The following is a 26,561-nucleotide window of genomic DNA, read 5'->3' as shown; positions in this document are numbered from 1 at the left end:
GGGTATTATCTAATGTGAAACATAGATGGACGCTAGGCTTTTCTAATTTCAACGGAAAAACCCCCATAGAGTCAAAGACTTTGATTTTTATAGGTTTCAGTGTAGATAGTTTTCAAATCCCTATCTCTCCGCCACTAATTTATACGTCCAAGCCCTTGATTTTCAAGGGCTTTTTGTATTCTGTAGTACTGCAAATCACTTCTAATCCAATGAGGTGAGACAATGTACCTACAAAAAGCGCCCAACGGCGTCTATCAAACCCGCATTTGCATCCCCAAGTCATTAAGACAATTTGGTTATCCATTCGACATCAAAGTCAGCTTAAGCACCAAAGAACGCTCAGAAGCGATTGCTCGTAACTTCATAGTAGCTAACTACCTTCGCTCCGCCATTACTAGGCTAGATACCTCGCGTCCCCCTAAATTTGATCTCTTCAAATCAGCTCTCGATCAAAATATCAATTGTATCCGCCTTTCATTTGTTAGTGGTTCAGCGTCATATGAACATCCGCAATATAAAGCGGTAGAGCTTGTTGACGAGCATTCTGTAGCTGAATCATTAATAAACGATGCTTTTGAACATCGAAATACCGCAAATCGTTGTAAGCCCACTTCTTTTGATGATTCTCTTGCGTTGTTTGTGGAAAGTAAACATAAGCAAGGAATTACCAAACTCGCTGTACACCAGCTAGAGCAGCGAATTAATCATTGTATGCAGTTCCTTGCTCGTAAGGGCTTGGGTCAAAACACAGTAACCAGTGCTGACTTACTAGCTTATGTTGATCACTTAATTAGTGAGAAACGCTCGGCAAAATCAAACCAAGGTTATTTCGCGTCGGTTAAACAGTATTTTGCTTGGCTTAAAGCAAAAGGTTTCAACTCAGATAATCCAGCTCAGGGGATAAATCCAAAGTTTAAAAGTAAGCTGCATGCTTCAGAGCGACGAGAACGCTGGACTGAGTCTGAGTTGATTAGGCTGTTTCGAAGTGCCGAATATATGCGACAAACAGAAGATTTCCAGTGGGTTACTAAGTTACAACTGTTTCATGGTTTTCGAACTGGAGAGGTATGTCAGATATACGTCAAAGACATTGTATGGCAGATGCGTATTCCGTGTATTAAAGTAACCGACCTATCTAAAGATCAACATTTAAAGAACAAACATGCGGTGCGCACAATCCCCTTACACCCACAGTTGCGTGAGAGCTTTTTACAGTTTTACGAGTCGCGCAAAACTCACAAACACTCACCTTTATTCAACTACAAGCCGCTCGGAAGAGACAAAGATTGGACTAAAACGTATCGCCAGCAGTTCGGCAAGTTGCAAACTAAGTTAGGAATGCGTGCGGGAGCACGCCCTACAGCTTACAGCTTGCGCCATACCTTTATCGATGAGTTGAAAGAGAATGTAGTGGCATAGTGTGGCTGAAGTCGTGGGGCATACTAATCCCAATATGACATATGGACGTTACGGGAAAAAACATCGCATAGATAAGTTACTTGAAATTGTTGCTGCATTTGAAATCAATTTGGAGGAAATCTTATGATGCGCTTATCTAACCGAATCCGCAAAGATTTGATCACCACGTTCATTGATGGTGCATCTTATATTGACAGTTTAGACTTATCCTGATTTTTTGAGCTTGGTGTTAGAGAAAAACAAATCGGGCTAATCGACTACGCTATTCATACTCTTTATTCGCACCCTTATCTCACTATTGATGCCTTTATTGAAGAAGGCTATTCACAGCAACTGATAAATCGAACTTTAGGTGATCTTGAACAATTTAAAACCGACATTAGTTTAGATAGCTACACGTTAGACAACTGGCTTGAGCAGAATGATGCTTCTGAAGACGTATGTATGCCATATGAAGTCTACCAATACTTTGCATCAGAGGTCCGTGATAAGTATCTGAATGGACTAGTACTTAAAGGCGTTCGAGTCCAACTGGGCAGCGAGTGCTTGTCATGTGTTTGCTTAAAATGCGGCACTCCCTTTGCCATCCCTAAAAATACAGCTGAGATAGCGTTTTACGTACAAATTTCGAGGTTCGGGCACTATAGTCAGATGCATTTTTCTAGGTCAGAATCTGTTTTGACTTTAGGGGATAATCGCATTGAAATATGCATATATGCAAGCCAAGCAAAAAACACGGAAGACTTCACGGTATGCTTGGTTGATGATCGTGAATTGCGTGACGTTCAGAGAGCTAAATCTGCAATATTTACGCTGAAAGATTTCTCGATTAAGCATACTTCAGGGATCAATGATGAGTGCCTTAAGGTATTGGGGCTGATTTAACCATTCAAATTACAGGTAAGTGTGCAGGGTTACAAGATCGCTTGTAACCCACTTTTGGACAGAAACGTGTTGCGATTTATCTAATTTAGTAAAGCATGAATTATTTAAAGTATGGCAACTTTAATCTGCTCTAGTAATCTGTATAACTGGATCAGATCAGTTATGAATAAACACAATATTGTTACGAACGCGCACTATGAAAAAAAGCCAAGTTTAACTTGAGTGTTCAACTTGGCTTTAAATTGCTCAATGAATGCTTTCTAGCGCGTTGTAACGCCACAAAAGTAGGGATTATTTGATTGGATAATGTCGCTTTAAAAACGCAATCACATACGGTACATACTTATCGGTATCAAAAATTGGAGCACTATGACCAACACCTTCCTCGATAAACAGCTGATTCTCAATACCGTATTTGTCTAAAGTCTGTTTGAGGATCTGGCTTTGCGCTAAAGGCACTCGCTTATCTACGGTTCCATGGAACTGAATGTAAGGAGGAGCATCACTGTTTATATAGCTGGTCGTTGAAGCTTGTGCCGCTAACTCTGGTACTTCACTAGGAATATCACCTAAGAAGCGAGATACCGACGACTTTTTACTGGTCGGTCTGTTTCCTTTGTTGCCCAGCTCCAGCAGGTCCGTCGGGCCAAAAAAGCTCACCACGCCAGCCACTCGATACTTAGGTTCGGAGTAAAAGCTAATGTCACCGTGCGTATTGCTTGCTCCGACCAATCCCGCTAAATGACCACCAGCTGAACGCCCCATCATAACCACGTTATCGGCGGCAAGATTGTACTTGTTAGCATGGTCATGAAGGTAGTTAATGGCATCATTAATATCCGCGACTGGTTTTGGGAAGGTTGCTTCGCCACTTAAACGATAATCGACCGCAGCCAACGCATAACCTTCACTTAAAACAGAATTAAGCAACAACGGGTTTTTAGTCGGGATATCGTCTTTAGTGCCTCGCTTCCATGCACCGCCATGTACCCAAACGAGCAACGGATATTTTCCATCAACCTTTGCTTCTGTTTTGGGAAGGTAGAGATCAAGCTTGATCGTTCGTGCTTTTACCGTCTTAAACAAGATGTCCTTTTCTACTGTGTACACCGCATTAGCATTGGCATTGGCATTGGCTGCCGATAATCCAACAAATGAAAGCATCAGCAATTTTGTTATCTTTTTCATTGTGAACCTCTTATCTAGAATGACGCTTCTGCCGCTAACCAGTAACGACGACCATCTTCAACGTAGCCAAACTCTTGGTAATCGGTTTGCTCATCAAATAGGTTGTAGATACCCGCCATCAGTTTCAGGTTCTTTTGCACATACCAGTTGGCACCTAAGTCAACATAAGTAATTGATGGCGCTTCGTATTGCGTTCTTGAGCTGCTCGTTGTCGGTTCTGACTCTTTGCCACGGTATGTCACACGCATCCAAGATTGGATATCATCACGTACTTGCCAATCTGCATTTACGGTAACTAAATGCTCAGGAATTTGCGTTAGTGGCTTACCTTCATCTTCACCAGACTGCTTCTCAGTATGTGTATAGGTATACGTCGAACCGATAGAAATCGTCTCGGTAATGCCTTTATTTATAGTGTACTCAGCACCGTAAGTAATCGCATCTTCAATGTTCACATAGGTAGAATCACAACCACGTCGACCACAGTTAGTGCTCAGCTCTTTCTTGTCGATCTTGTCTTTAAAGTCACTGTAGAACACGGTGATGTTCGAGCTTAAATCGGAATCGCCAACAAAGTACACGCCCATTTCACTGTTCACTGACGTCTCGGCTTTTAGATCAGGATTACCGTAAACCGAGCAGTCGCCACCACAACTTTCTTGCGCCCAACCCGCTTCCATCTCAGTTAAGCCTGGTGCTCGATAACCCGTTGAAACACCGCCTTTCACTGTCCAATACGAGTCAACACTCCACACACCATAAACACGAGGGCTCAGGTGAGAATCGAACACGTCATTTTGATCAAATCTGAGGCCAGTTGTTAGCGCAAAAGAATCAGTGATGTACCATTCATCTTCCGCAAACAGTGACCATTGGTTATTTTTGAAGACATGATCTTCTGCAGAATCTGCCAGCTCCTGACGTGTGTAGTTGAAGCCAATAGTCAAGTAATGCGCCTCAAGCACAGGCATAGACCATTGTGAGTTCAGAGTCAGGTTTTCAACTTCCATTTCTCCGCCTTCATTCTCAACCGTTTCATTGTTGATGTATGAAGTGCCCGAGCCCCAGTCGTAGTTGCCTGAGTGAGATAGGCCCAATGATTGACGATTGTTCACTCGCTCAGAATCTGAGGTTTTCGATTTGCCATCCGTCGTCACACGTTCTTGATCGTGATAGGTGTAATCAAACGAGAAGGTGTCGTCATCTGTCGGCGTCAAATGAAGTGCGCCACGGTAGCTCTCTAATGTTTTGCCACCGTATCCGTAAAGAATCTCATCTTCTTTGCGCTCTTGATACAAGCCAGAGAAAGAAGCACTCAACAGACCATCAATAAGCGGGCCCGCTAGATGCACTTGGCTTTGATATGAATTGCCCGAGTCTGAGTTCTCTTGCAGTGTTGTTTCACCACGTACGCTGCCATGCCACTCTTGATAATCTTTACGAGTGATAATGTTGATCACACCGCCAATCGCGTCTGAACCGTAAAGCGTCGACATTGGGCCACGCACGACTTCAACTCGCTCAATCGCGCTTAGAGGTGGTAGCCAATCTTGCTCAAAACCACCACTGCTGTTTTGTTGTGTTTCACGGCTAGACTGCTTGCGTCCATCAACTAAGATCGCCGTGTATTCTGCCGGCATACCACGTATTGAAATGTCTTGGCTCGAACCACCACCTGTCACTATCACACCAGGTACATCACGCAGCGCGTCTGTCAGATCTTTATACGATCGGTTTTCCAACTGCTCACGAGTAATCACGCTGATCGATGCCGGCGCTTCGGTGACAACCTGTTCATAACCCGCCGCTGTCACAACCATGGTTTCCATTGTCGTGACTTCTGTGGTTGAAGCTTCGGTATCAACTTGGTTTGCTTGTTCGTTAGCAAAGCCCATTACAGGGAATACAAAACACGCAGCAGCTATAGATTTAGAAAGGGGAGAACGAGTAAACGTTTGAATAGTGTTCATCTTGGCTCTACTTAAATTGAGATTGCATTTAATAATCATTCTCAATTAGAGCAGCGTAAATCATTCGCTTCAAGCATATTGCTATCGCCAAAATAGAATATCGCTATCCGCCAGGCGGATAGTTACCTTCATCTTATGCTTGATATGAAACTGATGATGTAGCGAATAACGGCTCTCAGATCACTCAGACTTCGGGCCTTACTTATCTAGAAGTTACTCTCTTTTAAGAGTAGGTATCTTTGCCTACATAGAGGTCTTTGAAGATTTCACGTACCCATTCGCACATCGGGTCATCATGAAATCGCTTGTGCCAGTACAAATAAACTTCCTGAAAGCTCAAATGGAGTTCTTCTGGTACTTCTCTGGTGATCAGACGGGGATCATGACACGCCGCTTCTGCGAAAGGCGTTGGAAGATGAAAGATGATGTCGGTTTCAGCAGCAATACTTGGTGCTGAGCTGAAGTTACTCAACTGCACAGGTGCAGACAGGCGCTGCTTTTTATTGGCTAAACCGAGTTCTTGGTATTTGTGTTCGAAAGAAAGCCTTTTCTCACCTTGTAGAGAGACTTGGCCAAAATCATATTCCGCCAGCTTTTGTGGGGTCAGAGTTTCATTCGCCAATGGGTGCTCTCGGCTCATCAACAAACGGAACGTGCGCTTCGCCACTGTCATACGATAGATATTTTGCTCAGCAGAAGGCGGCTGATGCGAAGATAAGGCAAAGTGCACATCACCTGCGACCAAGGCTTCGAAATGACGCTTGGGCGCAGAATCTAAACTCACGATCATGTTCGGCGCTTCTTTGCGGATCTTCGCGATTACCTTGGGCATCAAGGTATTAATTTGAGGCAGCAAGCCATAAAACTTCACAGTACTATCAACCTTGCTTAGGTCGAACGACTGCTTATGAACCAACTTCTCTAGGTTAATGATGACATTGTTAATATCGTCTTTAATCGACTCTGCTTTAGGGGTCAGCTCATAGCCGAACTTCTTACGTACCAAAAGTTCATCGTCAAAGAAGGTACGCATTTTTTGTAGCGTACGGCTCACCGAAGACTGACTCATATTCAGAGACATCGCGGTATTGGATACGTGCTTCTCTTCGAGCAAGTGTTTCAGTACGAAAAGAAGATTCAGGTCAATCTGGGAGAGATTCATGAGTTTATCGCTAAAGAGTTAAATACACGTTGGGGAATAATACACAACACTCAGCATAAATAAGCACCTTTTAACAACCTCGACTAAAAATACATACTTTGCTTATTAACGCAATTTAACCAAGAGATTAGTTGAGAATGTGAATACGTATTTGATAAAACTGGCTTCTGGCGTGTACTGCACACGTATTGCCACTCCTGTTTTTCTACAAAACTCCCATGACTATCCAAAGGAAGTTCGCTTCTCTTTACTGATCAAAACGTTGCTTACAAAAACGCGCCGTGAAGCGATTAAGCGTAATACTCGTTTAGCCAGCGCAATCTGCTCTCTGTTCGGTAGAGCGCTCAATCAGTACATGCCATGTGAAACGTTGAAATGTCCTCGTTCTCGATTTGGAAAGATCACAGATTAATATATTGAATACTTGTTCTGCTTACTCCAAATGACAGGGTCGATCTGAACTGCGTTGACCCTACATCACACACGCCGCAAATCACTTGATTGGTTGCCCACGCCACCAAACGATAAGATGTAATACCGCCGCCGCACCATGCCCAAAAAAGTAGAATTGAATAAAAGTGACGGAGAGTTTGTGAATAGAAAGCAAAAGCTCGTTGGGCCCATACATATTTAAAAACCAATACCAACCACTACCCGTCGCGAGAGCTAAGAGAAGCGCTAACAGGCCTAGCCCTTCAATACACGCCGCAAGACCTGCGGGTCTGGTTTCGGGCATGTCGAGATTGATGATGGATTCTACATCTTGTTTGATGACGTCAAATCGACCAGAAAGCCAAGGATAAAGATCGGCAAGCTGGCGTCTTATAAGAACCTTCAAAACAAAAACCAAAGCCCAAGGGATTAAAATTAAGCCACCGTAAATATGCAGGAAAGACATGGCTGAAATGTTTTGCTGCAATGTGTCCCCATGTACGTGCATAAACGCACTCGATAAAAGCTGCCAAACCACGCCAAGCAGCACAATGGCATGTAAGAACTTCTCGATGGTAGGCAAGGTGGAAAATAACGCACTTAGGCCTTGTTTCAACTTTGACGTCATCAACAACCTCTCAACGTAACGTGATTTGGGCTTTAGCTTTGGAAGAAGTTGTGCTTGACGATCAAGTCAAAGCTCATCCACTTTGAATAATCAAAGCCTAGACTATTTTTACGACGCCTGATGGATGAGAAACCCCGTGATCTAGTTTGCGATATAAGGCGGGATTATGACGTTGTTTGTGTCAAAAACGGTTCTGTTTAGTCCGCCAAAGGACGGCCGGTATGTCAATTTTGGTATTGAGGTTTTAATCGACCATTTCGATGTTTTTTATTTTTAAGTCATTGTTTTTGAACGTTAGATTATTTATTTCTTGGTTCGACTTATGGACTTTGGCAGTGCTTATATAAGCTTATTTATAGGTAATGTAAGTGCTGAGAATCGGTGTAAGCATGGCAAGTTTGCCTACCTAAAATTAGGGGCAGTGAATTTGCTCAATTGCAGAGGGAGGGCGATGAAAAGTAAAGGTGATTGACGTCAATTCATCTAGCGGTGATTGGCTTTGCCCTGGTCTCGTCACACACGGGTCAACGGCAGGTCGGCATCAATATATCAACACCGAATAAAGCGTTTACTAAGAAATTGATTATTTCTTGTCTTATTGCGTTCGCATAATAATTAGGCTGGTTGGACACTTATATCTTAATTCTAATTAGGAAAAGTCTGACCTAAATACAGTTCGCGTGGGAATCTTCCCCATACAATACTAAGAATAAAATGAAAAAGACCTTTATGGCATTGTCCATGATTGCACTATTTGGGTGTAATGGTGGAGATGAAAATCAAACGGCATCTTCTGAGACTGAGACTGAGACTGAGGCTGTTGGCAATGAATTTAGTGATCTGATGGGGTCGGATCATGAAAAAACGGAGCAAGCTTGCTCATCAAACCAATTCAGTTGTTCGATTGAAGACGGTAAACCCATTTTTACCAATCAAAGCGGTGAAATATCGATTAATCCTAAACAGTCGATGTTAACTCTCAACACCACCAATTTAGGCTTTTCTAATACGTCTGATCACAAATTGGCTAAGGCATCGATTGTCTCACGCGGTATCGAATACCCAATTGACGTAGAAAACCACGTGCTTGACCACAATGGTGAATCGTTAAAATCGATAGTGATTGCGTCTCTTGACGAATCGCTGAGTGAACATATTACCAGCGGTGATGTAAAGCTTCGTGTCAAAGTTGAATATAAAAATGCGCTAAGAGACGATCTCGACAAAAAATACAAAGCGTTCACTATCGAACTATTCGATGAGGGTGAACACAGTCAGTTTGTATCGAGCATCGTTTCAGACAACATTATCAACTGTGAAACCGATCCTGAAAGTGCGGTATGTAACATCGATACTGAAAAACCGGTGTTGGAATCCATTCCTACGCTGTTTGCGGCTTCAGGTGAAGAATTTAAGTTTCAAGTTAACGCGACTGATAATTCAGATTTCGTTTTATTTGCGCTTAAAGATGAACCTGAATGGTTGTCTATTTCAAGCAAAGGCTTGATCACGGCTAAGGCTCCTGCTGAATTAGAAGGAACATTCAATTTTACGGCGGTGGTTTCTGACGGTAAATTTACCGTAGAGCAAAAGAATATCCAGATTATCGTGTCTGATGAGACGCCAAGTGATCCAGAAGAAGGCGAACCTGCGCCAACCCCGCCTGTTGTGCAAGACATCAATCAACTCGCGATTGCAGCGGGCCAAGCGACTTACTACCAAGTAGACGCGGTATCAGAAGACAAAGTATTAGCTTATTTCCTTACCGATTCGCCAGAGTGGGTGACGGTGAACTCGAATGGTCGCTTGCGTATTGCTCCGCCAGAAGAGGCACCACAAGGGGTACATACGGCATTACTGACGGTTGCGAATGAAACCTTCAACGTGACGATTGAAGTCGAAATTCAAGTCTACCCAATGCCTACGGCAGATTGCGGACTCAATTCAAACGATCCTGAATGTGAAGGTTTAGACGATTCGTTTGTCACTCCACAAGTGGCGCCTGTCATCAACGCGATTCCAGAAATGATCGCTTATGACGGCTCACGTTATACATACCAAGTTGAAGCATTCGATCCGAACGAAGACGACAAGATCACTTACTTCCTGAATGATGCGCCTGAATTTGTTCACATCACTTCAAGCGGTGTTATCAACGTCAATGCGCCGTTTGGGACTAAAGGCGAATTCGATTTCATGGTGATTGCTTCTGACGGTAATTACTTTACCGAAGGTGCTGCAAAACTCACGGTAAACGAATCGGGTTACAATGCGTGTGAAGAAGGGTCAACGGATCCTGAATGTGCAAACATTGATGACGGTTTCACTAACCCTCACGACCAATCAATCCCAATGATTGAGCCAATCGAGTCGGTTGAAATGCTTGTTGGTGGATCGGCCACACGTAAAATCGTCGCCAAGCTGAAATCAGGTGTTTCGTATGCACTTCACGACAGTCCTGACTGGGCTTCGATTGGTGGCAACACAATCCATTTACACCCTGAAGAAAGCGGTGTGTTTACGGTAACCGTGAAATCGTACAATGGTATTTTCTATTCTCTACAATCGTTTGAAGTGGTTGTCCGAGACTTAGAATCAGAAGTTCCAAACGAATCACCTGAAGTAGAACCCATTCCTAAGATTGAAACTCTCGTATACGAAGAAGTAACACACCAAGTTATTGCTACGGATAAAGAAAGCAAAGGTCTAGGTTATTCCGTTCTTGGTGCACCTGACTTTATATCTATCGACAAGAACGGCCTGCTAACGGTTACACCTCACGTTGTTCTACCAACGGCAGTCGATTACGTGTTTGACGTTGCGGTTACTGATGGTGTTGCTATTACCTATACTGAAGTTGCGGTAAAGGTTTACCCTAACACGCATTACGGTCGTGATGCTGATAATGATGGTATGGATGACGGTATCGAACTTGAACACGGTTTGAACCCTGAAGATCCAAGCGATTCGTTTTTAGATAACGACAACGACGGTCTCACTAACTTCGAAGAACTGGTAAAACGTAGCGTTGTAGAGAACTACCATGCGTCTAACCATGGTGGAATGTTAGATCAAGGTGACTGGTCAGTTTGGACGAGTAACGGTCTAGAAAACGAAAAACACTCGACTGATTTCGTAGAATCGGAAACGGGTAATTACAACCAAGTGCACGATGCTGATGGAACGAGTAAAGTCCACTTCCACATGAAGCACGATATTGATTGGGCGGTTCAGAGCCCTAAGCTGTATAAAGATGGTGGTTTGTTTAAGTTAAATGGTTCTCTGAACGGTTCGGGCGGTGTGGTTAGTCTGTTCATGCTGCCTGCACAATCAGAAGATGGTTATCGTAAGCCGTTGTTTATCGTCGCGGACAAACTTGGTGACGGTCTTCGCGTAACGCTTAATGACTCGCTTACATTAGTCGCTGAAGATGTATACGTAGACGGTAAGACGCGTTTCGATATCGATATCGAATTCCACGGTGGTAACTCATACGGTGGTACGATCTTTGTAAACGGTAAAGAACTTCACACTTCGGATAATTTGTTTACGGCTAAACGTACTTACTCATATGGTATGTTCTTAGGCACTGAAGGCGTTAATACTCGCGGTTGGAACATTCATAGTCTTACACTGCTCACCGGTGTTAAAGACATCACGAACCCGAACCTTGCCGATACGGACGGTGACGGTATCAGTGATAAAGATGAAATCTTAGGCGGTCTGGATCCGAATAACCCACTTGATGGATTGAACGTCGATTCTGACGGTGATGGCGTTGATAACTCCGTTGAAATTGAAAACGGTCTTGACCCATTCAACCCGAATGACCAGATTGGCGTTGATACAGACGGCGATGGCATCTACAACGAAGATGAAATCGAAGTTGGTATGGATCCGTTTTCTCCTGACGATATGAATGCTGACCCTGATGGTGACGGCCTGACGACGGGCGAAGAACTCGCTAATGGTTTGAACCCAACCGATCCGAACGATGGCGCAACGGCTGACAGTGACGGTGATGGTGTCACTAACGGTGATGAGATCGTAGACGGTACCAACCCGAACGATCACATGCTGATGGTTAAAGACCATTTCACCGCTGAACTATTGGTTGATGATACTAACGCTGATGGCCTCGTTGATGATAACGATGATCGCTTGTCAGTAACGTTTGACCGTTATTCTCTCCGTAAAGATGACATCGAGTACCACCATTTTGACGAAGACGCAGTCGAACAGTTTAAGGCATTACGTGACTTGCCAGAAACTCGTTCGTTCCGTGGTCGTATCGATGGAATGCCTGATACAGCAGTACTCGCGACAATCTGGGAAGACTGTTCGATTTCGTATGATGTGTTCTACGGTTATTCGGCTAAACCTGGATTCCGACCGAGTGCAGACGCACCATTCGCACAACTGAATCGTGTGACATTCGATCATGACGGTATCTGTAAAACGGAAGGTGTTTCGGATTCTCGCTACCAGCAAGGTTTGAAAGCGGACTTAACGAACATTCCATACGTAGAACCGGTCACTGAAGATTGGGAAAACTATTTCCCGTCTAAGGAAGAGTTCCACCTATACGAGCGTCCACAAGGTCACCAAGCCAGTTACAAGATCTTTGCTGACCACAATAAGGGAAGTGAAGTCGACACAATAGCGACGATGGAACACCACCTAAACGCTGGTGATTACTCGTTATCTCGCAGTATGCAAGAACGTGTAACCATGACCGACATCTTGATCGAGAAAAGCGGGTTCGGTGCTCCTGATGATGGTTCAACGTCTGCACAGTGGGCAGGAAACTGGGGTTACACGTTGTCTAAGTTCTGGAACCCAAGACAGTTAACGGAATCGGGTTATTGGTGGGAAAACGTATTGTGGAACTTCCCTCGCGGTGCGGGTGGTTTTGCATACGGTGTTCGACTTCAGACACAGCCACACCACCGTTCGTACATCCACGAAATGGGGCATCATCTAGGCAGCAAACACTACAACTTCTCTGAACGTTGGGGTGGCACTAACACGATGACAGGCGCGGGTCTACAGAATGCTTCTTCTCTTGTTCACCAAAACATGGCGACAATGCGAAGAAATAAAAATGTTGGACACACTAACCAGTTCACGGATCTTCGCGTTCCTGCGGCTGACTGGGGTATCCACCCGTTTGCTCAGCCGGATCACACGTCGATTTACCGAAATGGAACAGGCACGATTAACGTTCTGAAAAACGACAGTGATGCGAATAACGATGACATTACCGTTCTAAGTGCTCATATCATCGAATCTGGTTCTACTTCAGGTGCGATTGATACGGTGCTAACCGTACTTGATGATGGCCAGATCCACATTGAACCGCCTAAAGGTTTCATCGGTCTGATTGAAGCGTTCTACGTGTTGTCGGATTCTACGAGTTTAACTTCTCGTGGCATGCTGCACATCAACGTAGAACAGAACGGTATCAGTGATGTGATGACGTTCGACGGTCAAGGTTATGATGACACTCAAGGTCTAGTTACGACTGACGGTCGCATCAGCTACGGTTACTTGTTCTCTGAAACACCGAAACTCAGTAAGCTGATGGTCGCTAACTGGGATTATTCCGGTCGTAGCCGTGATGAGTCGGGTGTTCACATTCAAGTACCGTACGCGACCTACAACGCGTTAACGGGCAAGTCTGGTTTAGAAGGCGATAAAGCGCCAACATGGGTCGCTAAACAGTATCCAATGTCGTCTAACCAAATGAACAAAGATGAGAAGATTTCACCGTATGAATTCCATCCTCATCTATACGAAATCAACGATAAAGATTTCAGTGTTTCATTCTGGTACAAACCGAACAAAGACATTGACCTGAATCTACTGACTGAACTGGCGCGTCGTGGTCGCGATCAAGATAACGACTTCGATGGTGACGGATGGGTGATTGGCGCTCAAGGTACAACGCTGAAACTGGATCTACACGATAAGAACTTGCATTCTAAAAATCGTATCTTGAAACTAAACGTGCCGGACATTCCGCAGTTGTTGGATACAGAAACTTGGGTTCAAGTGGGTATGACCCTAAGTTGGGATCAACGAATCGCTAAGCTGTTCGTAGACGGTGAGAAAGTGGGTGAAGTGGTTATTCCTGATAACTTCTCTTACATCTCGACGTCTGGCACTTCAGCATGGATCGCTTACGGTGCTCACGCGTCGTTCGGTCAGCAACCAGCTCAAGCTGGACAGGTTGGTTTCATCAGTGCAACGAATCACGGTGGTTTCGATGATCTCGTTATTGCTCACTCTGCTTTCTCTGAAGAGAAGATGCGTGACGTTTATAACAACCGTATCCCGGCATTCGATCCAAGCGTTGTAAACGGTTCAAACGTGGATATGGCGTTGGTTTCTAGCTTGGGTTGGAATACGCATGTTACACAGCAATCAGACGTGACAGGCTACAAAGTGTACCTTTCTGATTCTGAGAACATGACGGAGTCTGATTTGTTTGTAGAAACCACTGAAACGTCTATTGATGTATCAGAGTACGGTTTCGATTCAACAAACGCTTACTACTGGAAAGTCGATACGTTGTTGTCGGATGGTACAGTCATTAGCGGCGAGGTTTGGAGTTTCTGGCAAGCGAAAGAAGTCTCGCTTTATCGTTCTGACGAAAAAGTGATTCATTCGACTATCGTAGATGAAGAACCTTACGTGTGTAACGGGTACCACGAAGAAGAGTATGTCGGTCAAGTGTTGTAAGCGAAGTATGGCTTAAACCCAAAGCTTGTTAATTTTCGGGCTTTCATACAAAAATCCTCTGATTAAAATCAGGGGATTTTTTTTGACTTCGCCAAAGAGAAAATCAGCCAACCCATCTCAATACAGGCATTGCTTCACAAGCATTGCTTCATAGGCATTGCCTCACAGACCATTCGTTCACAGGATCACAAGCATTCGTGCTTCTTAGTGGCTTTACGAATGAACCGCTCGGATACGATCGAGAATATCGGACACTGACGGTTTAGCATGGTGAAACCGTGGATTAAAAATGCGCCGCCCAACCAATGAGAAACCCTTGTGACGCCGTGTCGTATTCAAAAGTGCCTTTGTTTTCGTAATCAACCCAAGTGGATTTATAGGCAATATTTAAGTCAGACCAGCTGTTTATTTGGTATCGAGCGCCAGTTAACAGCGAAGAGGTGAAGTCGGTATCACTGCCTAAGCCCATATCTAAGCTGGTGTGCACCGTCCAATGTTTGTTGATTTCTTTGATCCAACGAACACCGATCAGATAATCAATCCAATCTTCATCCAATGATTTATTTATTTCAGGGGTGAATCCTGGTTTGTAGATTTTCGTGTCGATGTCGTTGTCCCACCAACGTATACCAGCCATATAATCAATTGAGCCAATGTTATATTGGTAGCGCTTAAAGCCTTTTGCTTCTAAAACACCTTGCCTGATATCAATGCGTCCCTTAAGGATATTGTTACTTGCGCCTTGAACTAAGCCCGCCGACCCACTCAGCTTCATGTAACTGTAGTCGACATAGTAACCCCATTGATTGTTGTAAATGCCTTCCAAACGCAACATCGCACCCATATCGATATTATCCATTATAAATTCTGGGTCTACGTCTACATCGGCAGGCGGCAATCCACCGATTGTGCTGCTGCCGCGAATATTCAGTGCCTGAGCGTAAATTTCAATGCTGTGGTGCCATTGCTTGACGTCTGATGAAGTGCTTATTTCTTCTGCGCTTACGATAAAACTAGCCGTCAACGCTGATGCGAGTAGGTAACGCCATTTAGCCATATTGATATCCCTATCTTTGATGTGAAATGGCACCGTTATGAATGCATGCCTAGGCTATTCGCTGCTCATTTATGCAACTTGTGTGTTAGTGATTGTAGGCTATGATTTTTGACATGGATCAAATTCAAAGAGGGAAAAGATGAAGCCGCAGAGTGTTTTTTTGTTTGTTGCTGTGGTGGGTTTAACACCGATTGCGTTGTCGTATGGTTATGCCCCCGTTATCTCGCTCGATTATCTTTTTGAAATTGATGCCAGTCCTGTCAATGTTACTCATATCTTCCGTGCCGTAATGGGGTTGTATCTGGCGTTTGCGTTGTTTTGGGTTGCAGGGGCGTTATTTAAGAAATACCGATTACCAGCACTCTACAGTTTAGTGGTCTTCATGTTGGGTTTGGCTGCTGGCCGAGTCATGAGCTTGTTGCTCGATGGGATGCCGCATTGGCTGCTTGTCGTCTATCTATTATTAGAGTTTGGCTTTGGCTTGGTAGGTATAAAAATGGTTCACAAAGAGCAATCTGAAACAGTATAAGGACATTCTATGAATAGGATTTTCCACCTTGTTATTCTGAGTGTGTTGAGTAGCTTTTCGCTATCGGCATGGTCAGCTCAAGAACAACCGAATATTTTTGTTATCTTCACGGATGATATTGGGATCTCAAATCTCAGTGCTTATCACAATGGGGTGATGAGTAGCGAAACACCAAACATCGATAGTATTGCTGAAAAGGGCATGCTGTTGACCGACTACTACGCGCAACCTTCTTGTACGGCGGGTCGTTCTGCATTCTTAACGGGGCAACTTCCTGTGCGAACAGGTATGCACTCCGTTGGGCTACCGGGTGGGCCAGTGGGTTTAAGTGCCGATACACCAACGCTTCCTGAAATCCTGAAAACCATGGGCTATGTCACTGGGCAGTTTGGTAAAAATCACCTTGGTGATCGAGACGAATTTTTACCGACAATGCACGGTTTTGATGAATATTGGGGCTGGTTGTATCACTTGAATGCCATGGAATACACAGAAGATCCCGATTGGCCAAAAGATGGATCGTTAGATGCTTTTGCGCCTCGTAATGTGATTTACGCAAGATCCGATGGCAAAGGCGGTCAAACGATCGAAGATGATGGTGCATTGTCGATTGAGCGTATGCGTACACTTGATGATGAAGTGAATAAACACGCCATCAACTTTATCGAAAGAGCGGTTGAAGCGGATAAGCCATTCTTCACTTGGTACTGCCCATCACGCGGTCACGTTTGGACACACCTTTCCCCTGAATACGAAGCGATGCTTGGACAAAACGGTTGGGGACTTCAAGAAGTCGTCATGAAAGATCTTGATGATCATGTCGGTGAAATGATGGCGAAAATGGAAGAACTCGGTATTGCTGACAACACCATCATCATTTTCACTGCCGATAACGGCCCAGAGATCATGACATGGCCCGATGGCGGTATGACGCCTTATCATGGTGAAAAAGGGACAACTTGGGAAGGCGGCGTGCGAGCGCCTGCACTGGTGAGCTGGCCGGGTAAAATTCCGGCGGGTAGTGTTGGCAATGGCATCTTCGACGGGATGGACTGGTTACCGACACTGGTCGCTGCGGCTGGTGGCCCGTCAGATCTAAAAGAGAAAATGCTTAAAGGCTACGATGGCTTTAAAGCGCATCTCGATGGTTACAACCAAGTGGATATGTTGACCGAGAAAGGCGAGTCCAACCGTAAAGAAATCTACTACTACGAACGAGATAAGCTACAAGCGGTTCGTGTTGGTGATTGGAAGGCGCATTTCGTTGTGCAAAATCAGGGTTGGAGTGGTCCTAAAGAAGAGCTCAATGCCCCCTTACTGTTTAACTTGCGTCGTGACCCTTACGAACGAGCGGCAGAAGAGTCGGGTATGTACATGAAATGGATGGGAGAAAAAATGTGGGCATTTGGTCCTGCTCAAGCGGCTGTCCAACAGCACCTCGCAACCTTCAAAGAGTGGCCGCCCGTCACGCCTGATTCTTCGGCCGAGAACATCGGTGGTGTGGGTAACTAAGAAAAAATCCGCCATTTTTACTGAATACTGAATACTGAATGGCCAGGGCTGACACATCTTTATTTGATAACGATGTGTCCGTTTTGGTTATTTAGCCTTGAACGCGACCAGTGGCCTCTATTCTAGAATCGAACTTCGACTTCAACCCCTTCTATCCAGCGTGTTTTCTCAAGCCGTTCGTCAAAGCTTAAGATGAGTTTTAAGTACGCGGATTGGCCTTCAAACGGGCTTTGCAACTCAGGTGGTAATGTGTTCACTAGCTCAACGGGCCGAGAAACGGTGGCGGCGAATTTTTTGCCATCTGGGAAAATAACCGTCGCTTGCGTATTGAGTGTGCCATATTCAAGATATTTTGGGTTTAAGAAGACAATAATCTCGGGCGTAATGTTTTGCGCAAGGGTGAGAAGGGGGGCGTTTTCTGTTACGCGTTGCCCTTCGTGGACATGAATATCTAATACTCTGCCGGTAAAAGGGGCGGTAAACATCAAGTTATTTTGTTGTGTTTCTTTCACGACTAACTCTTGCTTTAACGCGCGATATTGTTGCGAAATAGGCCCGGCTAATTGTTGCTGTACCTGTTGCTGTTGTTCATTCACGTAGGCGATTTCTTGAGCGCTTAATTGATTATGCATCGCGTTACTGACGTTGACCATTGAGGCATAATCGACATCAGATACTTGCCCATCGTTACGAAAGCGGTCGTACTTTTGCTGAATAGCGTCGACTTTTTTGACACTCTTTTTGGTATTGCTGATCGCCAATTGGTACAAGCTGTTACTGTTAGGCTGCTCTATATTTGAGAGCTTCGATAATTCTTGGTGTAAGAAGTCGACTTCCTGATCCAATATTTTGTTTTTTAGTACGATCAGTGGCTGTTCGTTACTGATCTCAGCCCCAATTGTCGTCAATAAGTCGTCAACAGTGGCCGATTGTGGGGATGTGATGGTTAGTGGATAAGAGGTCACAATGCCTGGCGCAGTCACCAGTATTTGCGTACGAAACAAGTAGTAACTCATGAACAGTAATGGGCTGATAACGATGGCTAAAATTAAATACCAGCGTAGGCGATAGCCACTGCGTTTTGCTTGCCCATACAAGACGGTCATGCCATTTTCAGAGTGTGGTTTGTTCTTTTTATCTAAGTGAAAGTTAACTTTCATATTAGAACTTTTTACCTCGTTTCAATACCCACCAGGGTGCCATGCTTGATTCTTCATGCCCACGTCGTACGATTTCGTTCATCATTGAAAATGCGGTGATTAAGCGCATAAAAAATTGGTAAATGGGATAAAGCAATAACCACTTGAGGAATGACAAGTCTTCGCTCTTTCGTTCCGAAACTAAGCCGATATAAACGATAAAAATCAGTAGAGAGAGGGACAAATAGGTTAAATAGAGCAGCAGCATTAACGCGAGAACAAACGTGAATGGGTAAGCGATAATCATATACACACTGAACATGACCACCAATATGGGCAACAACACGTTTTGAATGATCCCATAAGCAAGCGTGAACAAAAAATTGCTCCAACCCAATAGGGCCGGTGAGAGCCCTTCGTTGTGTTTCCTCAAAAATAAAAACAGCAAGTCCCCATCCCAACGTATGCGCTGCATGATTAAGCCTTTTAAGGTATCAGGCACATCAGTATGACCAATGGCATGGGGAGCAAATGCCAGCTTATTATTTGGATAACGTCGTTTGTATTGCTTTAAACGCATAGTTAAATCGAGGTCTTCGGCGGTATGCGTATCCCATCCGCCGACTTGTTTGAGCTGTGTTTTCCGAAACGCGCCAAATGCACCAGAGATATTGTTCAATACCCCCCATTCTGCCATCCCGGTTTTTCCCGCTTGCATCGAGAGCATATATTCCAATGATTGCATCTTGGTTAAGATGTTTTTATGGTGATTTCGTACCCTTAACGCGCCGCCACTGGCAATCACATTGTGATCGGCAAATTGCTTCATCATGGTGAAAGCCATGTCGTTATCAAATGAGGTGTCGCCATCCACATTGATGATAATGTCGCCTTTGGCGGCAGATAGGCCAGCGTTTAGCGTGGATACTCGACCTCCGCGCTGCCATTTTGGAAGGACACGTACATGACGATTTTTGTGGCCAGCGTGTCGATTAACACCCTCTAAGGCGGCTTGATACGTTTCTTGGTTTTGAACCGCACCATCCACGACCGCGAGAATTTCAATATGGCCAGGGTAGACTTGCTCAACTAGGGTATCGATCGTGATACGAATGGTTTCACCTTCACCATAGCAGGTGATCACCACGCTGATAAAAGGGAAGTGAGTGAGCTCAACGTCTTTTGTCGAGTAAGACCAGCGGAAAATGCCCGTGAAGACCAATAGGTACAACGGTAATTCAATGGCGATCATTATTGGGAATAACAGCAGCCACAATTCATAATTATGGGCGAGCATACCCAATAAGTAGTCGAGTAGAACAACGCTATCTTGCAGCATAAATGTGCTCCATCAAGCCGTCTAACCATGGTGAAATGCCGTCATCTATGGCTGCATTGGGCAGCCCCCAAGAGAAAACATTCAGCTCAAAATCCTCGTCTTCGATTAACTCGCTAAGCGCCAATAGTTTTCGTTGCAGTACATCCACATTAGAGTAAGGCGTGTTTGGCATGAGCACGAGCAAGACGTCTTGCTTGTATTGGCAGCAAATGTCGGTATCGCGAAACAAACTGCTTAAACGGCCGGTTAGCTGGGCCATTAACGAGAACAAACTCGCATCACCATATTGTTTACCATAGGCATCTAATGAGGGGAGGTGTAACGCTAACAAGGTGTGATGTTCGTGATGGCGTAGGGCAACTTTATTAAGCCAAGCCAATAGATTTTGAAAGAACCCGATTTCTACTTTGCCTTTTATCGATAATTCAGGGGCTTGAATGGTTTTCCCGTGTTGATAAATATACTCACCGTTTTCACCAAGTTTAAATTGGTGATATTTACGAACCGCGAGTTCTTCAATCTTGATTTTTGCTCTGCAACTTAAACATTGAGCAATGGTGCCCGCTTCAACAAACAAGCTAGTACAGTGATTACAGACATGATTTTCTAAAGGTCGATCATAGTCGACTCCGATATGACGCAGTTGGGTGAAACATTTAGGGCATTCGAGTTTGCCACGTCGTTGGAAGCTTTGTTGAGCGCCCACATGGCCACAAGTAAAGCAGTGAAGTGAGCTTTGTAAATCGATGTCGATACTACGGCAGTCAGGGCAGACTTCGATATAATTGAGGTGGCCGCTACTACAGTGTGGGCAAACTCGAATACGGTCGATCAATTGTTCCGCTTCTAACACGCCATGGTTTTGTTCGGAAAGCACGTAACGGTAGGTGGAATACAGGTCTGGGAACAGCGCCTCGATAATGGGATAGGAGTAGATCGACGTTGATTCAAGGCTTTTAAAAGCGAAGACACGGCGACGGCGATGAATACCTAACCAACCAATGAGGGGATCAATCGAGCCTTGCGACAAGATGGCTTCAAGGCGTGGCTGAATGCTGCTCCAAGTTTCTAGCGCAGTCGCGTGATCAAAAAGACCATCGGTAACACATTGAGAATAGTCGGTTTCCGTTGTTACGTAGACACACCATGACCAGCGATCAGGCTGCCGGAAAAAGGCACGCAATGAGGCGTCGATTTCTTGATGATTAGAGAGGTTGATGCATAAAATACCCCCCAATTGACTAGGTATATCATTGATGTTTGACACATAAATGGCGTTTTCCAATATATCCGTTGTCGGCTTATCACCAACCCAATAACGCGGGCTATCTCTCTCTGACATTCTAATTACTCTGATTAATCGCTGTCTATTTTCAGTGTCTCAAGGAGCGCGCTAGTGATTCTGATTTAGGGTATGGATGCACAGCGTATGATATTCAGGCGGGAAATCAGCATTGTCAGTACGATATCGCCGCAGAATAAGCAAACCAGAAACAGAACGGTTCCTTTTACTCGTATGCCAACATCGTATTTTATTATGCTTTAAGCATAGGTCAGAACGCCGAGACCAGAAAGCCGAGATCAGAGGTTTGCGGGAAAGAGAATGTATGTCGATTGCACCAAAGGGTAAACATAACAATGTTCAATGCTTAAGCTGCAACACTCACCATATTGCGGCCATTTCCTTTGGATTGATAAAGCGCTTTGTCGGCTTCCTCGACACTTTGTTGCCAGTTCGCCGTTGGGGATAACAACGCAATGCCAAAGCTGGCCGTAAATTGCAACTCTGGCTGCGTATCGAGTCTGATGTCAGCAATGGATTGTCGTAACTGGTTTGTCCAAGCTTTTGCCTCATCAAGGTGACAGTTTGGAATGATAACCATCATTTCATCGCCGCCTAATCGGAACGCGACCGCGGAATCTTTTAACTCTTTTCGTGTGTTGTTTGCAACCGCTTGAATGACATCGTCTCCGAGCAAGTGGCCATAGTGATCATTTATCGATTTAAAGTTATCGATATCAGACATCACAATACTGACAGGGGCGCGCTGAGCTTTCTTTTGAAATCCTGCAATCGTGTCGTTTAACGCTCTGCGGTTTTTCAGTTTTGTCAGGGGGTCTTGATGCAACAGATGCTCGTTTTTGCGCAATAACCGTGCGTTTATCATCCAAAGCATGGAAAAACTCATGGAGACGATCAGGATGATACTAAAGAGAAAAGTCAGCTGGTGGACTAGGCTTGCGCGCATAAAGTCGATGATTTCAGCATCAGAAATCGACGTCATTACCCGCATCATCATAAACACGCTATAAGCGACAAAAGGCAATGCCATCATTTTAGTCACCAAAGAGAGATCGTTATTATCGCCATTGACTAAGACGACGGCGGTACAAAAGGTCACAAAAGCGAGAAAGAGACTGATCACCACAACCCGACCGCGTATCGAAGGATCGTAATAAGTGAAATAGATAAAACCGATGAGAACCACGAGCAGCAGAATAGCGCTGAACTGCGAGAGTTTAGTGGAGTAACCTCGAAATAAAGAAAGGCTATAGAGCGTTAAGTGAAACCCCAGCGCTATCAGCATATTGCTGCCAATAATACTGACGTAATCAGGCGTAATGCCTCTAAAACTCAATAAAAGAGGCCCGCAGCCAATAATAAAAATGGAGAGAGAAAAGAGTGATAGTCCTTTGATAGGCTTTTGTGCGCTTTGAAAAAGCAACAACCCAATACAGTAAATGACTGAAAATAAAATCATTACAAAATTCAGAGTTCTGATATCTAAGGAAAATCCTTCCATGCCTTTTCCGTCCTTGTCGTCTTTACCACACTACACGATCAAAACTTCATGCCATAAGCAGGCCGGTCCAACCGACGCTTTATGATGATGAATAACCCCCAGGTTGGACTGACTTGTTCGCGTTGTTCGCGTCGATTATTCACCACGTCGCGTCCTAGGGGATGTTTTTCTATGTCAGTTCTACGTAATGGTTCGTGTCTTCGTATCCGCTAAAACCGTAACGTTAATCCAGTATTATTACGTTTATTAGAGCTTTTACTATGAAGCGAATAAAAACGTTTTTCCAGCGTTTGACGGTGATTTTATCCCTGCATTTTATTGTTCCGCGAGGCATGCAACTTTTGCTCGCGAAATTTGTTATTCCACCGATCGAAGGGTTACCTAGGATGCGGAGTGACGTTGTTATTTATGATGTTTTGTCCTCGGCGAAGCACATGTGCGGAAACGCGCGTTGGCTAAGGTGTGTCCCAGTAGCATAAGCTATGATCACTGGTGCTGCTGAATTTTTCTGCTAAAAAGTCAATAACAACCCTCACTTTTGCCGAAAGGTTATCAGTATCTAAGTAGAGAGCACCGATCATTTGTTGCTCTAGACTTGTCGATACTTGATGATCTTCCAGCAGGGGGATCAGTTTGCCGCTCTTCAATTCTTCCCCAATTAGCCAAGTGGGAAAGACCACAATGCCACTCCCACCCACTGAGCTTGCCACCAACGTTTCTGCGTTGTTACTGTAGATCGAGCCAGACACTTCGTACGGTTCTAATTGGTCTTTGCCAATAAACCAACGCTGTAAACCATTCGGTCCCTTAAAGACTAAACAGTTATGTTGTTTGAGATCTTCGGCGGTTCGTGGGTGGCCATAAGACTTTAGGTAGCTTGGGCTTGCAGCCATCACATAGCGCTGCTGAGCAAAACGTTTCATTCTTAATGACGAATCTTGAGGCACGCCAATACGAATCATCAGATCAATCGCCTCTGCCGCAGGGTTAACAAATGCGTCCGTCTGTTGAATTTCCACTTTAAGAAGTGGATAGCGTTCTAGTAGTTCAGCGAGATAGGGGGCGATGTGGAGTCGGCCAAAGGCAACTGGTGCGCTTATTCTCACCGTGCCGCGAGGCGTGTCTGCACGCTGTTCAATGCGTTCGACAACCGATTCATACTGATGGATGATTTCGGTGCAATGTTTGTTAAATGCCACGCCTTCATCAGTAAGAGAAATTGAGCGGGTATGACGATGTAACAGTTTGGTTCCAACTTTTTCCTCTAGCTGCGCCATTTTGCGAGAGACCGACGATGGCGTCATATCTTGGCGACGTGCCACCTCAGAAAAATTACCAAACTGGGTGGTCATTAAGAACAGTTTTATTTCCAATAAAGACACATCGTAATTCACAAATGTTCTCCTACTTCCGTTAGCCAAAGATTAAGACCTAAACGCAAAAACAGGCAAACTAATATTTAGCTTGCCTGGATGTTAATGGGTTATGCAGTGAGAATGTTTTCGGTCACGATAAAGTGTGCATCCTCCGCAAAAGATTGGAATTGTTCAACAATTTTTTGCATTTCATCCGTTTGAATATCGTTTAGGAACGCGTCTGCAGAGTCAATATGAATCACTTCAAAATAATCCCATGGAGACGGCTTATCTTGACCAAATATGCTGATGCCTTTGAACACTTCGAACGACGAAACGCTACTGAGTGTATTTACCGTCGGTAGATCGGACTCTTTGGCCCACTGAAGGTATTGGCTTTCATCCGTCGTTGATTTTAGGTTAAAGAACACGATGATGGTTTTAGCTGACATGTAATGTTTCCTTGGTAAGGTGAGTAGTAATAGTGTCTTTTTCTACCGGTGCTTCTGATTCGGTTTGCATTTGGCGATTGGCGATATAAATACACACTAAGGCGCCCGCAATGCACAACATGGCCGCAATACGCCAGTAATTCAGTTCGATAGGTGCATTGCCGAGCCAACCTTGAGTATCGATGATTAGGCTCATGATCATCTGGCCCAGAATGGTGGCAACAGTCGCAATCGCGACACCAACTTTTGGTACCGCCGCCACCATGACGATCATGTAAAAGATGCCAAAGAGTGCGCCCGCGAGTTGCCACTTAGGAACCGTTAACAGATTGGCGTTGTAACTTGGTTCAAAAAAGAAAATCAATAAGGCTGTGAGCACGGTTCCCATGCCAAAGGTCAGCAGAGAGCTTTCAATCACGCCAACTTTGGCGCCCAATTGCCCATTGATCGCCGCTTGAGCGCTAAGCGCCATGCCTGATGCAATGGCGAGTAAAATAATCAGCGTCATTACTGTCCTCCTAAGTAGACAAAACAAAGCGCGAGAAATATGAATCCCAAGCCAAGCAGACGCAGTGGATTCGTCGCTTGTTTTGGCATGGCAAACCAGCCGAAATAGTCAATCGCAAAGCTTTTGGTTATTTGTCCAAACAGGACGCAAACCATCGTCATCGCGACGCCTAAAATCGGAGTCGATAGTGTCAGCACGACCACGTAGATAGGCCCCAGTAAACCACCGATAAGCTGCCATTTTGGAATGGTATTCCAAGCGGTGAACTTTCCATTCGGTGTGAAGAGGCGAATGATCCAAAGCAACGCGGTACCAACACCAAAGATGCTTAAGGTGGCCCATAAATGGCCGACTTGCTCGCCTAAAGGGCCAAGCAAACCTGCCTCGAAAGACAGGCCCATGCCCGCGAGCACAATCATCAAGATAAAAATAATGTTCATCGTGGGTCAAACAACGTGACAGAAGTGCTTCTTGAATAAGCTTTACCGTTCGGATAAGACACAAGCTCTAATTGCATCCCCCAAGGTGCCATGAAATAAACCCACGATTCGCCTTCTGTTGGCCCTTCAGTCATGGTGGTCGCTTCTCCAAGAACGGTGATACCTTGGTCTTTTAGATACGCGACCGCGGCATCCATATCATCAACATAGAAAGCAAGGTGGTGACCACCAATATCGGCGTTATTTGGTGCTGATTTGCTTCGCTCTACTGAGTCTGAGTATTCAAAAATCTCTAAGTTAAGTCCTTTCGCATTCATGACAGCGATCTTGGTGATCTCTGCTCGTGGATTGACGTTTAAGTGATCTTTCATCCAATCATCATCGGAAGCGAATGGACCAAACTCATACGCCAGTTCAAAGTCAAAATGCTCACGGAAGAAAGTAATGGCTTCATCGAGATTTGGTACGGTGAAACCGATGTGGTCTGGTTTTTTTAGTCCTGGAATAGCCATTAGAAATCTCCTCGTTCATGACGAATTTTGTTGAGAGCGCCCATTGTTGTCGCCCCTTTGTTATAGCCAGTGTATGCCGAGGCAAATAAGATTAACTCTTCAAGCTCTGCATACGTTGCCCCTTGTTTTAGGGCCATGTCCACGTGAGCGCCAAATGGATTGCCTTCGCCCGTTACGTTGAGCGCCATTTGGTCAATCGCAATGCTGATGAGCGCCTTGGTCTTTTGGTCAATTAACGGCATGCCCCATGCTTCACCCGCAACTCGTACGGTCATATCACCCCATGCTGGGTTGATTGATTTGAGGCCTTCAATCAGTGCTTGATCATCCAGCACTGCATTCTTAAATGTCTTAGTCATATTCAACTCACTCACTTATTAATTTGGTTCGCCGCAGCGGATGAAGGGGATTATAGAGAGTGATGAATTTTGAAAAACCAGCGGAATGGAATAGGACTTATGCAGAACCTGCACAGATATTGAAATG

At 44.7% G+C, this 26,561-nt stretch carries 21 protein-coding genes; 6 read left to right on the top strand and 15 right to left on the bottom strand.

The features are described 5' to 3' along the window. Positions 1-222 precede the first annotated feature (222 nt). A complete protein-coding gene (locus OJ16_RS15000) occupies positions 223-1,419 on the top strand; it encodes a tyrosine-type recombinase/integrase (RefSeq protein ID WP_236688434.1) in 1,197 nt (398 codons plus the stop codon). Between the two features lie 444 nt (positions 1,420-1,863). Then, a complete protein-coding gene (locus tag OJ16_RS14995) occupies positions 1,864-2,304 on the top strand; it encodes a hypothetical protein (RefSeq protein WP_040992057.1) in 441 nt (146 codons plus the stop codon). 291 nt (positions 2,305-2,595) lie between these two features. Here the strand turns inward: OJ16_RS14995 and OJ16_RS14990 are convergent, their stop codons facing one another. The 3 genes from OJ16_RS14990 to OJ16_RS14980 form a co-directional block, all read right to left on the bottom strand. Then, positions 2,596-3,492 carry an alpha/beta hydrolase gene (locus tag OJ16_RS14990; protein WP_040992056.1) on the bottom strand — a complete coding sequence of 299 codons (897 nt, stop codon included), beginning with the start codon at positions 3,490-3,492 and terminating at the stop codon, positions 2,596-2,598. Positions 3,493-3,506: 14 nt separating this feature from the next. Then, positions 3,507-5,462 (bottom strand): TonB-dependent receptor domain-containing protein, encoded by a 1,956-nt coding sequence (locus tag OJ16_RS14985; protein ID WP_040992055.1) that lies wholly within the window; start codon positions 5,460-5,462, stop codon positions 3,507-3,509. Positions 5,463-5,685: 223 nt separating this feature from the next. Further along, positions 5,686-6,624, bottom strand: a complete 939-nt coding sequence (locus OJ16_RS14980; RefSeq protein WP_006710317.1) for a LysR family transcriptional regulator — start codon at positions 6,622-6,624, stop codon at positions 5,686-5,688. Between the two features lie 139 nt (positions 6,625-6,763). On the opposite strand from OJ16_RS14980, the gene OJ16_RS19810 reads away from it, so the two are divergent. Further along, a complete protein-coding gene (locus OJ16_RS19810) occupies positions 6,764-7,036 on the top strand; it encodes a hypothetical protein (protein ID WP_236688433.1) in 273 nt (90 codons plus the stop codon). 81 nt (positions 7,037-7,117) lie between these two features. On the opposite strand, the gene OJ16_RS14975 is transcribed toward OJ16_RS19810, so the two are convergent. After that, entirely contained in the window at positions 7,118-7,684 is a 567-nt protein-coding gene (locus OJ16_RS14975; RefSeq protein WP_040992054.1) for a cytochrome b/b6 domain-containing protein, read from the bottom strand. A 714-nt stretch (positions 7,685-8,398) separates the two neighbouring features. Here OJ16_RS14975 and OJ16_RS19630 point away from each other — a divergent pair. Next, a complete protein-coding gene (locus OJ16_RS19630) occupies positions 8,399-14,428 on the top strand; it encodes an Ig-like domain-containing protein (RefSeq protein WP_052810344.1) in 6,030 nt (2,009 codons plus the stop codon). A gap of 283 nt (positions 14,429-14,711) precedes the next feature. On the opposite strand, the gene OJ16_RS14965 is transcribed toward OJ16_RS19630, so the two are convergent. Continuing rightward, a complete protein-coding gene (locus tag OJ16_RS14965) occupies positions 14,712-15,485 on the bottom strand; it encodes a hypothetical protein (RefSeq protein WP_040992053.1) in 774 nt (257 codons plus the stop codon). A 139-nt stretch (positions 15,486-15,624) separates the two neighbouring features. On the opposite strand from OJ16_RS14965, the gene OJ16_RS14960 reads away from it, so the two are divergent. Both OJ16_RS14960 and OJ16_RS14955 read left to right on the top strand, forming a co-directional pair. Then, positions 15,625-16,014: a DUF4345 domain-containing protein gene (locus OJ16_RS14960; protein WP_040992052.1), complete on the top strand. Its 390-nt coding sequence runs from the start codon at positions 15,625-15,627 to the stop codon at positions 16,012-16,014. Between the two features lie 9 nt (positions 16,015-16,023). Then, positions 16,024-17,526, top strand: coding sequence for an arylsulfatase (locus tag OJ16_RS14955; RefSeq protein ID WP_040992051.1), 1,503 nt, complete (start codon positions 16,024-16,026; stop codon positions 17,524-17,526). Positions 17,527-17,648: 122 nt separating this feature from the next. On the opposite strand, the gene OJ16_RS14950 is transcribed toward OJ16_RS14955, so the two are convergent. The 10 genes from OJ16_RS14950 to OJ16_RS14905 all read right to left on the bottom strand — a co-directional run bounded on the left by OJ16_RS14950 (position 17,649) and on the right by OJ16_RS14905 (position 26,434). After that, positions 17,649-18,686, bottom strand: coding sequence for an HlyD family secretion protein (locus OJ16_RS14950; protein ID WP_040992050.1), 1,038 nt, complete (start codon positions 18,684-18,686; stop codon positions 17,649-17,651). A 1-nt stretch (position 18,687) separates the two neighbouring features. Beyond that, positions 18,688-20,004 (bottom strand): glycosyltransferase family 2 protein, encoded by a 1,317-nt coding sequence (locus tag OJ16_RS14945; protein WP_040992049.1) that lies wholly within the window; start codon positions 20,002-20,004, stop codon positions 18,688-18,690. Then, positions 19,991-21,346, bottom strand: a complete 1,356-nt coding sequence (locus OJ16_RS14940; RefSeq protein WP_040992048.1) for a TackOD1 domain-containing metal-binding protein — start codon at positions 21,344-21,346, stop codon at positions 19,991-19,993. The genes OJ16_RS14945 and OJ16_RS14940 overlap by 14 nt, the downstream gene beginning before the upstream one ends. A gap of 307 nt (positions 21,347-21,653) precedes the next feature. Further along, entirely contained in the window at positions 21,654-22,808 is a 1,155-nt protein-coding gene (locus OJ16_RS14935; RefSeq protein WP_040992047.1) for a GGDEF domain-containing protein, read from the bottom strand. 455 nt (positions 22,809-23,263) lie between these two features. After that, on the bottom strand, positions 23,264-24,202 hold the full coding sequence (locus OJ16_RS14930; RefSeq protein WP_040992046.1) for a LysR family transcriptional regulator: 939 nt from the start codon (positions 24,200-24,202) through the stop codon (positions 23,264-23,266). Positions 24,203-24,291: 89 nt separating this feature from the next. Next, positions 24,292-24,615, bottom strand: coding sequence for a hypothetical protein (locus tag OJ16_RS14925; RefSeq protein WP_040992045.1), 324 nt, complete (start codon positions 24,613-24,615; stop codon positions 24,292-24,294). Then, on the bottom strand, positions 24,605-25,123 hold the full coding sequence (locus OJ16_RS14920) for a DMT family transporter (RefSeq protein WP_040992044.1): 519 nt from the start codon (positions 25,121-25,123) through the stop codon (positions 24,605-24,607). The genes OJ16_RS14925 and OJ16_RS14920 overlap by 11 nt, the downstream gene beginning before the upstream one ends. Beyond that, positions 25,123-25,563, bottom strand: a complete 441-nt coding sequence (locus tag OJ16_RS14915; protein ID WP_040992043.1) for a DMT family transporter — start codon at positions 25,561-25,563, stop codon at positions 25,123-25,125. Before OJ16_RS14915 ends, OJ16_RS14920 begins: the two co-directional genes overlap by 1 nt. Further along, a complete protein-coding gene (locus tag OJ16_RS14910) occupies positions 25,560-26,075 on the bottom strand; it encodes a VOC family protein (RefSeq protein ID WP_040992042.1) in 516 nt (171 codons plus the stop codon). The genes OJ16_RS14915 and OJ16_RS14910 overlap by 4 nt, the downstream gene beginning before the upstream one ends. Further along, positions 26,075-26,434, bottom strand: a complete 360-nt coding sequence (locus tag OJ16_RS14905) for a carboxymuconolactone decarboxylase family protein (protein WP_040992041.1) — start codon at positions 26,432-26,434, stop codon at positions 26,075-26,077. The genes OJ16_RS14910 and OJ16_RS14905 overlap by 1 nt, the downstream gene beginning before the upstream one ends. Positions 26,435-26,561: the final 127 nt, after the last annotated feature.

The sequence above is a fragment of the Vibrio renipiscarius genome (genome assembly GCF_000827885.1).
GTDB classification, from domain to species: domain Bacteria; phylum Pseudomonadota; class Gammaproteobacteria; order Enterobacterales; family Vibrionaceae; genus Vibrio; species Vibrio renipiscarius.
This window is presented reverse-complemented; position numbering and strand designations above follow the sequence as displayed.

Excerpts from the sequence above, each read along its gene's own strand:
- OJ16_RS14995 (WP_040992057.1), top strand. The coding sequence starts at position 1,864 with ATGCCATATGAAGTCTACCAATACTTTGCATCAGAGGTCCGTGATAAG.
- OJ16_RS15000 (WP_236688434.1), top strand. The coding sequence starts at position 223 with ATGTACCTACAAAAAGCGCCCAACGGCGTCTATCAAACCCGCATTTGC.
- OJ16_RS14915 (WP_040992043.1), bottom strand. The coding sequence starts at position 25,563 with ATGAACATTATTTTTATCTTGATGATTGTGCTCGCGGGCATGGGCCTG.
- OJ16_RS14935 (WP_040992047.1), bottom strand. The coding sequence starts at position 22,808 with ATGGAAGGATTTTCCTTAGATATCAGAACTCTGAATTTTGTAATGATT.
- OJ16_RS14925 (WP_040992045.1), bottom strand. The coding sequence starts at position 24,615 with ATGTCAGCTAAAACCATCATCGTGTTCTTTAACCTAAAATCAACGACG.
- OJ16_RS14960 (WP_040992052.1), top strand. The coding sequence starts at position 15,625 with ATGAAGCCGCAGAGTGTTTTTTTGTTTGTTGCTGTGGTGGGTTTAACA.
- OJ16_RS14950 (WP_040992050.1), bottom strand. The coding sequence starts at position 18,686 with ATGAAAGTTAACTTTCACTTAGATAAAAAGAACAAACCACACTCTGAA.
- OJ16_RS14990 (WP_040992056.1), bottom strand. The coding sequence starts at position 3,492 with ATGAAAAAGATAACAAAATTGCTGATGCTTTCATTTGTTGGATTATCG.
- OJ16_RS14940 (WP_040992048.1), bottom strand. The coding sequence starts at position 21,346 with ATGTCAGAGAGAGATAGCCCGCGTTATTGGGTTGGTGATAAGCCGACA.
- OJ16_RS14965 (WP_040992053.1), bottom strand. The coding sequence starts at position 15,485 with ATGGCTAAATGGCGTTACCTACTCGCATCAGCGTTGACGGCTAGTTTT.
- OJ16_RS14945 (WP_040992049.1), bottom strand. The coding sequence starts at position 20,004 with ATGCTGCAAGATAGCGTTGTTCTACTCGACTACTTATTGGGTATGCTC.
- OJ16_RS14905 (WP_040992041.1), bottom strand. The coding sequence starts at position 26,434 with ATGACTAAGACATTTAAGAATGCAGTGCTGGATGATCAAGCACTGATT.
- OJ16_RS14980 (WP_006710317.1), bottom strand. The coding sequence starts at position 6,624 with ATGAATCTCTCCCAGATTGACCTGAATCTTCTTTTCGTACTGAAACAC.
- OJ16_RS14975 (WP_040992054.1), bottom strand. The coding sequence starts at position 7,684 with ATGACGTCAAAGTTGAAACAAGGCCTAAGTGCGTTATTTTCCACCTTG.
- OJ16_RS14910 (WP_040992042.1), bottom strand. The coding sequence starts at position 26,075 with ATGGCTATTCCAGGACTAAAAAAACCAGACCACATCGGTTTCACCGTA.
- OJ16_RS14985 (WP_040992055.1), bottom strand. The coding sequence starts at position 5,462 with ATGAACACTATTCAAACGTTTACTCGTTCTCCCCTTTCTAAATCTATA.
- OJ16_RS19630 (WP_052810344.1), top strand. The coding sequence starts at position 8,399 with ATGAAAAAGACCTTTATGGCATTGTCCATGATTGCACTATTTGGGTGT.
- OJ16_RS14920 (WP_040992044.1), bottom strand. The coding sequence starts at position 25,123 with ATGACGCTGATTATTTTACTCGCCATTGCATCAGGCATGGCGCTTAGC.
- OJ16_RS14955 (WP_040992051.1), top strand. The coding sequence starts at position 16,024 with ATGAATAGGATTTTCCACCTTGTTATTCTGAGTGTGTTGAGTAGCTTT.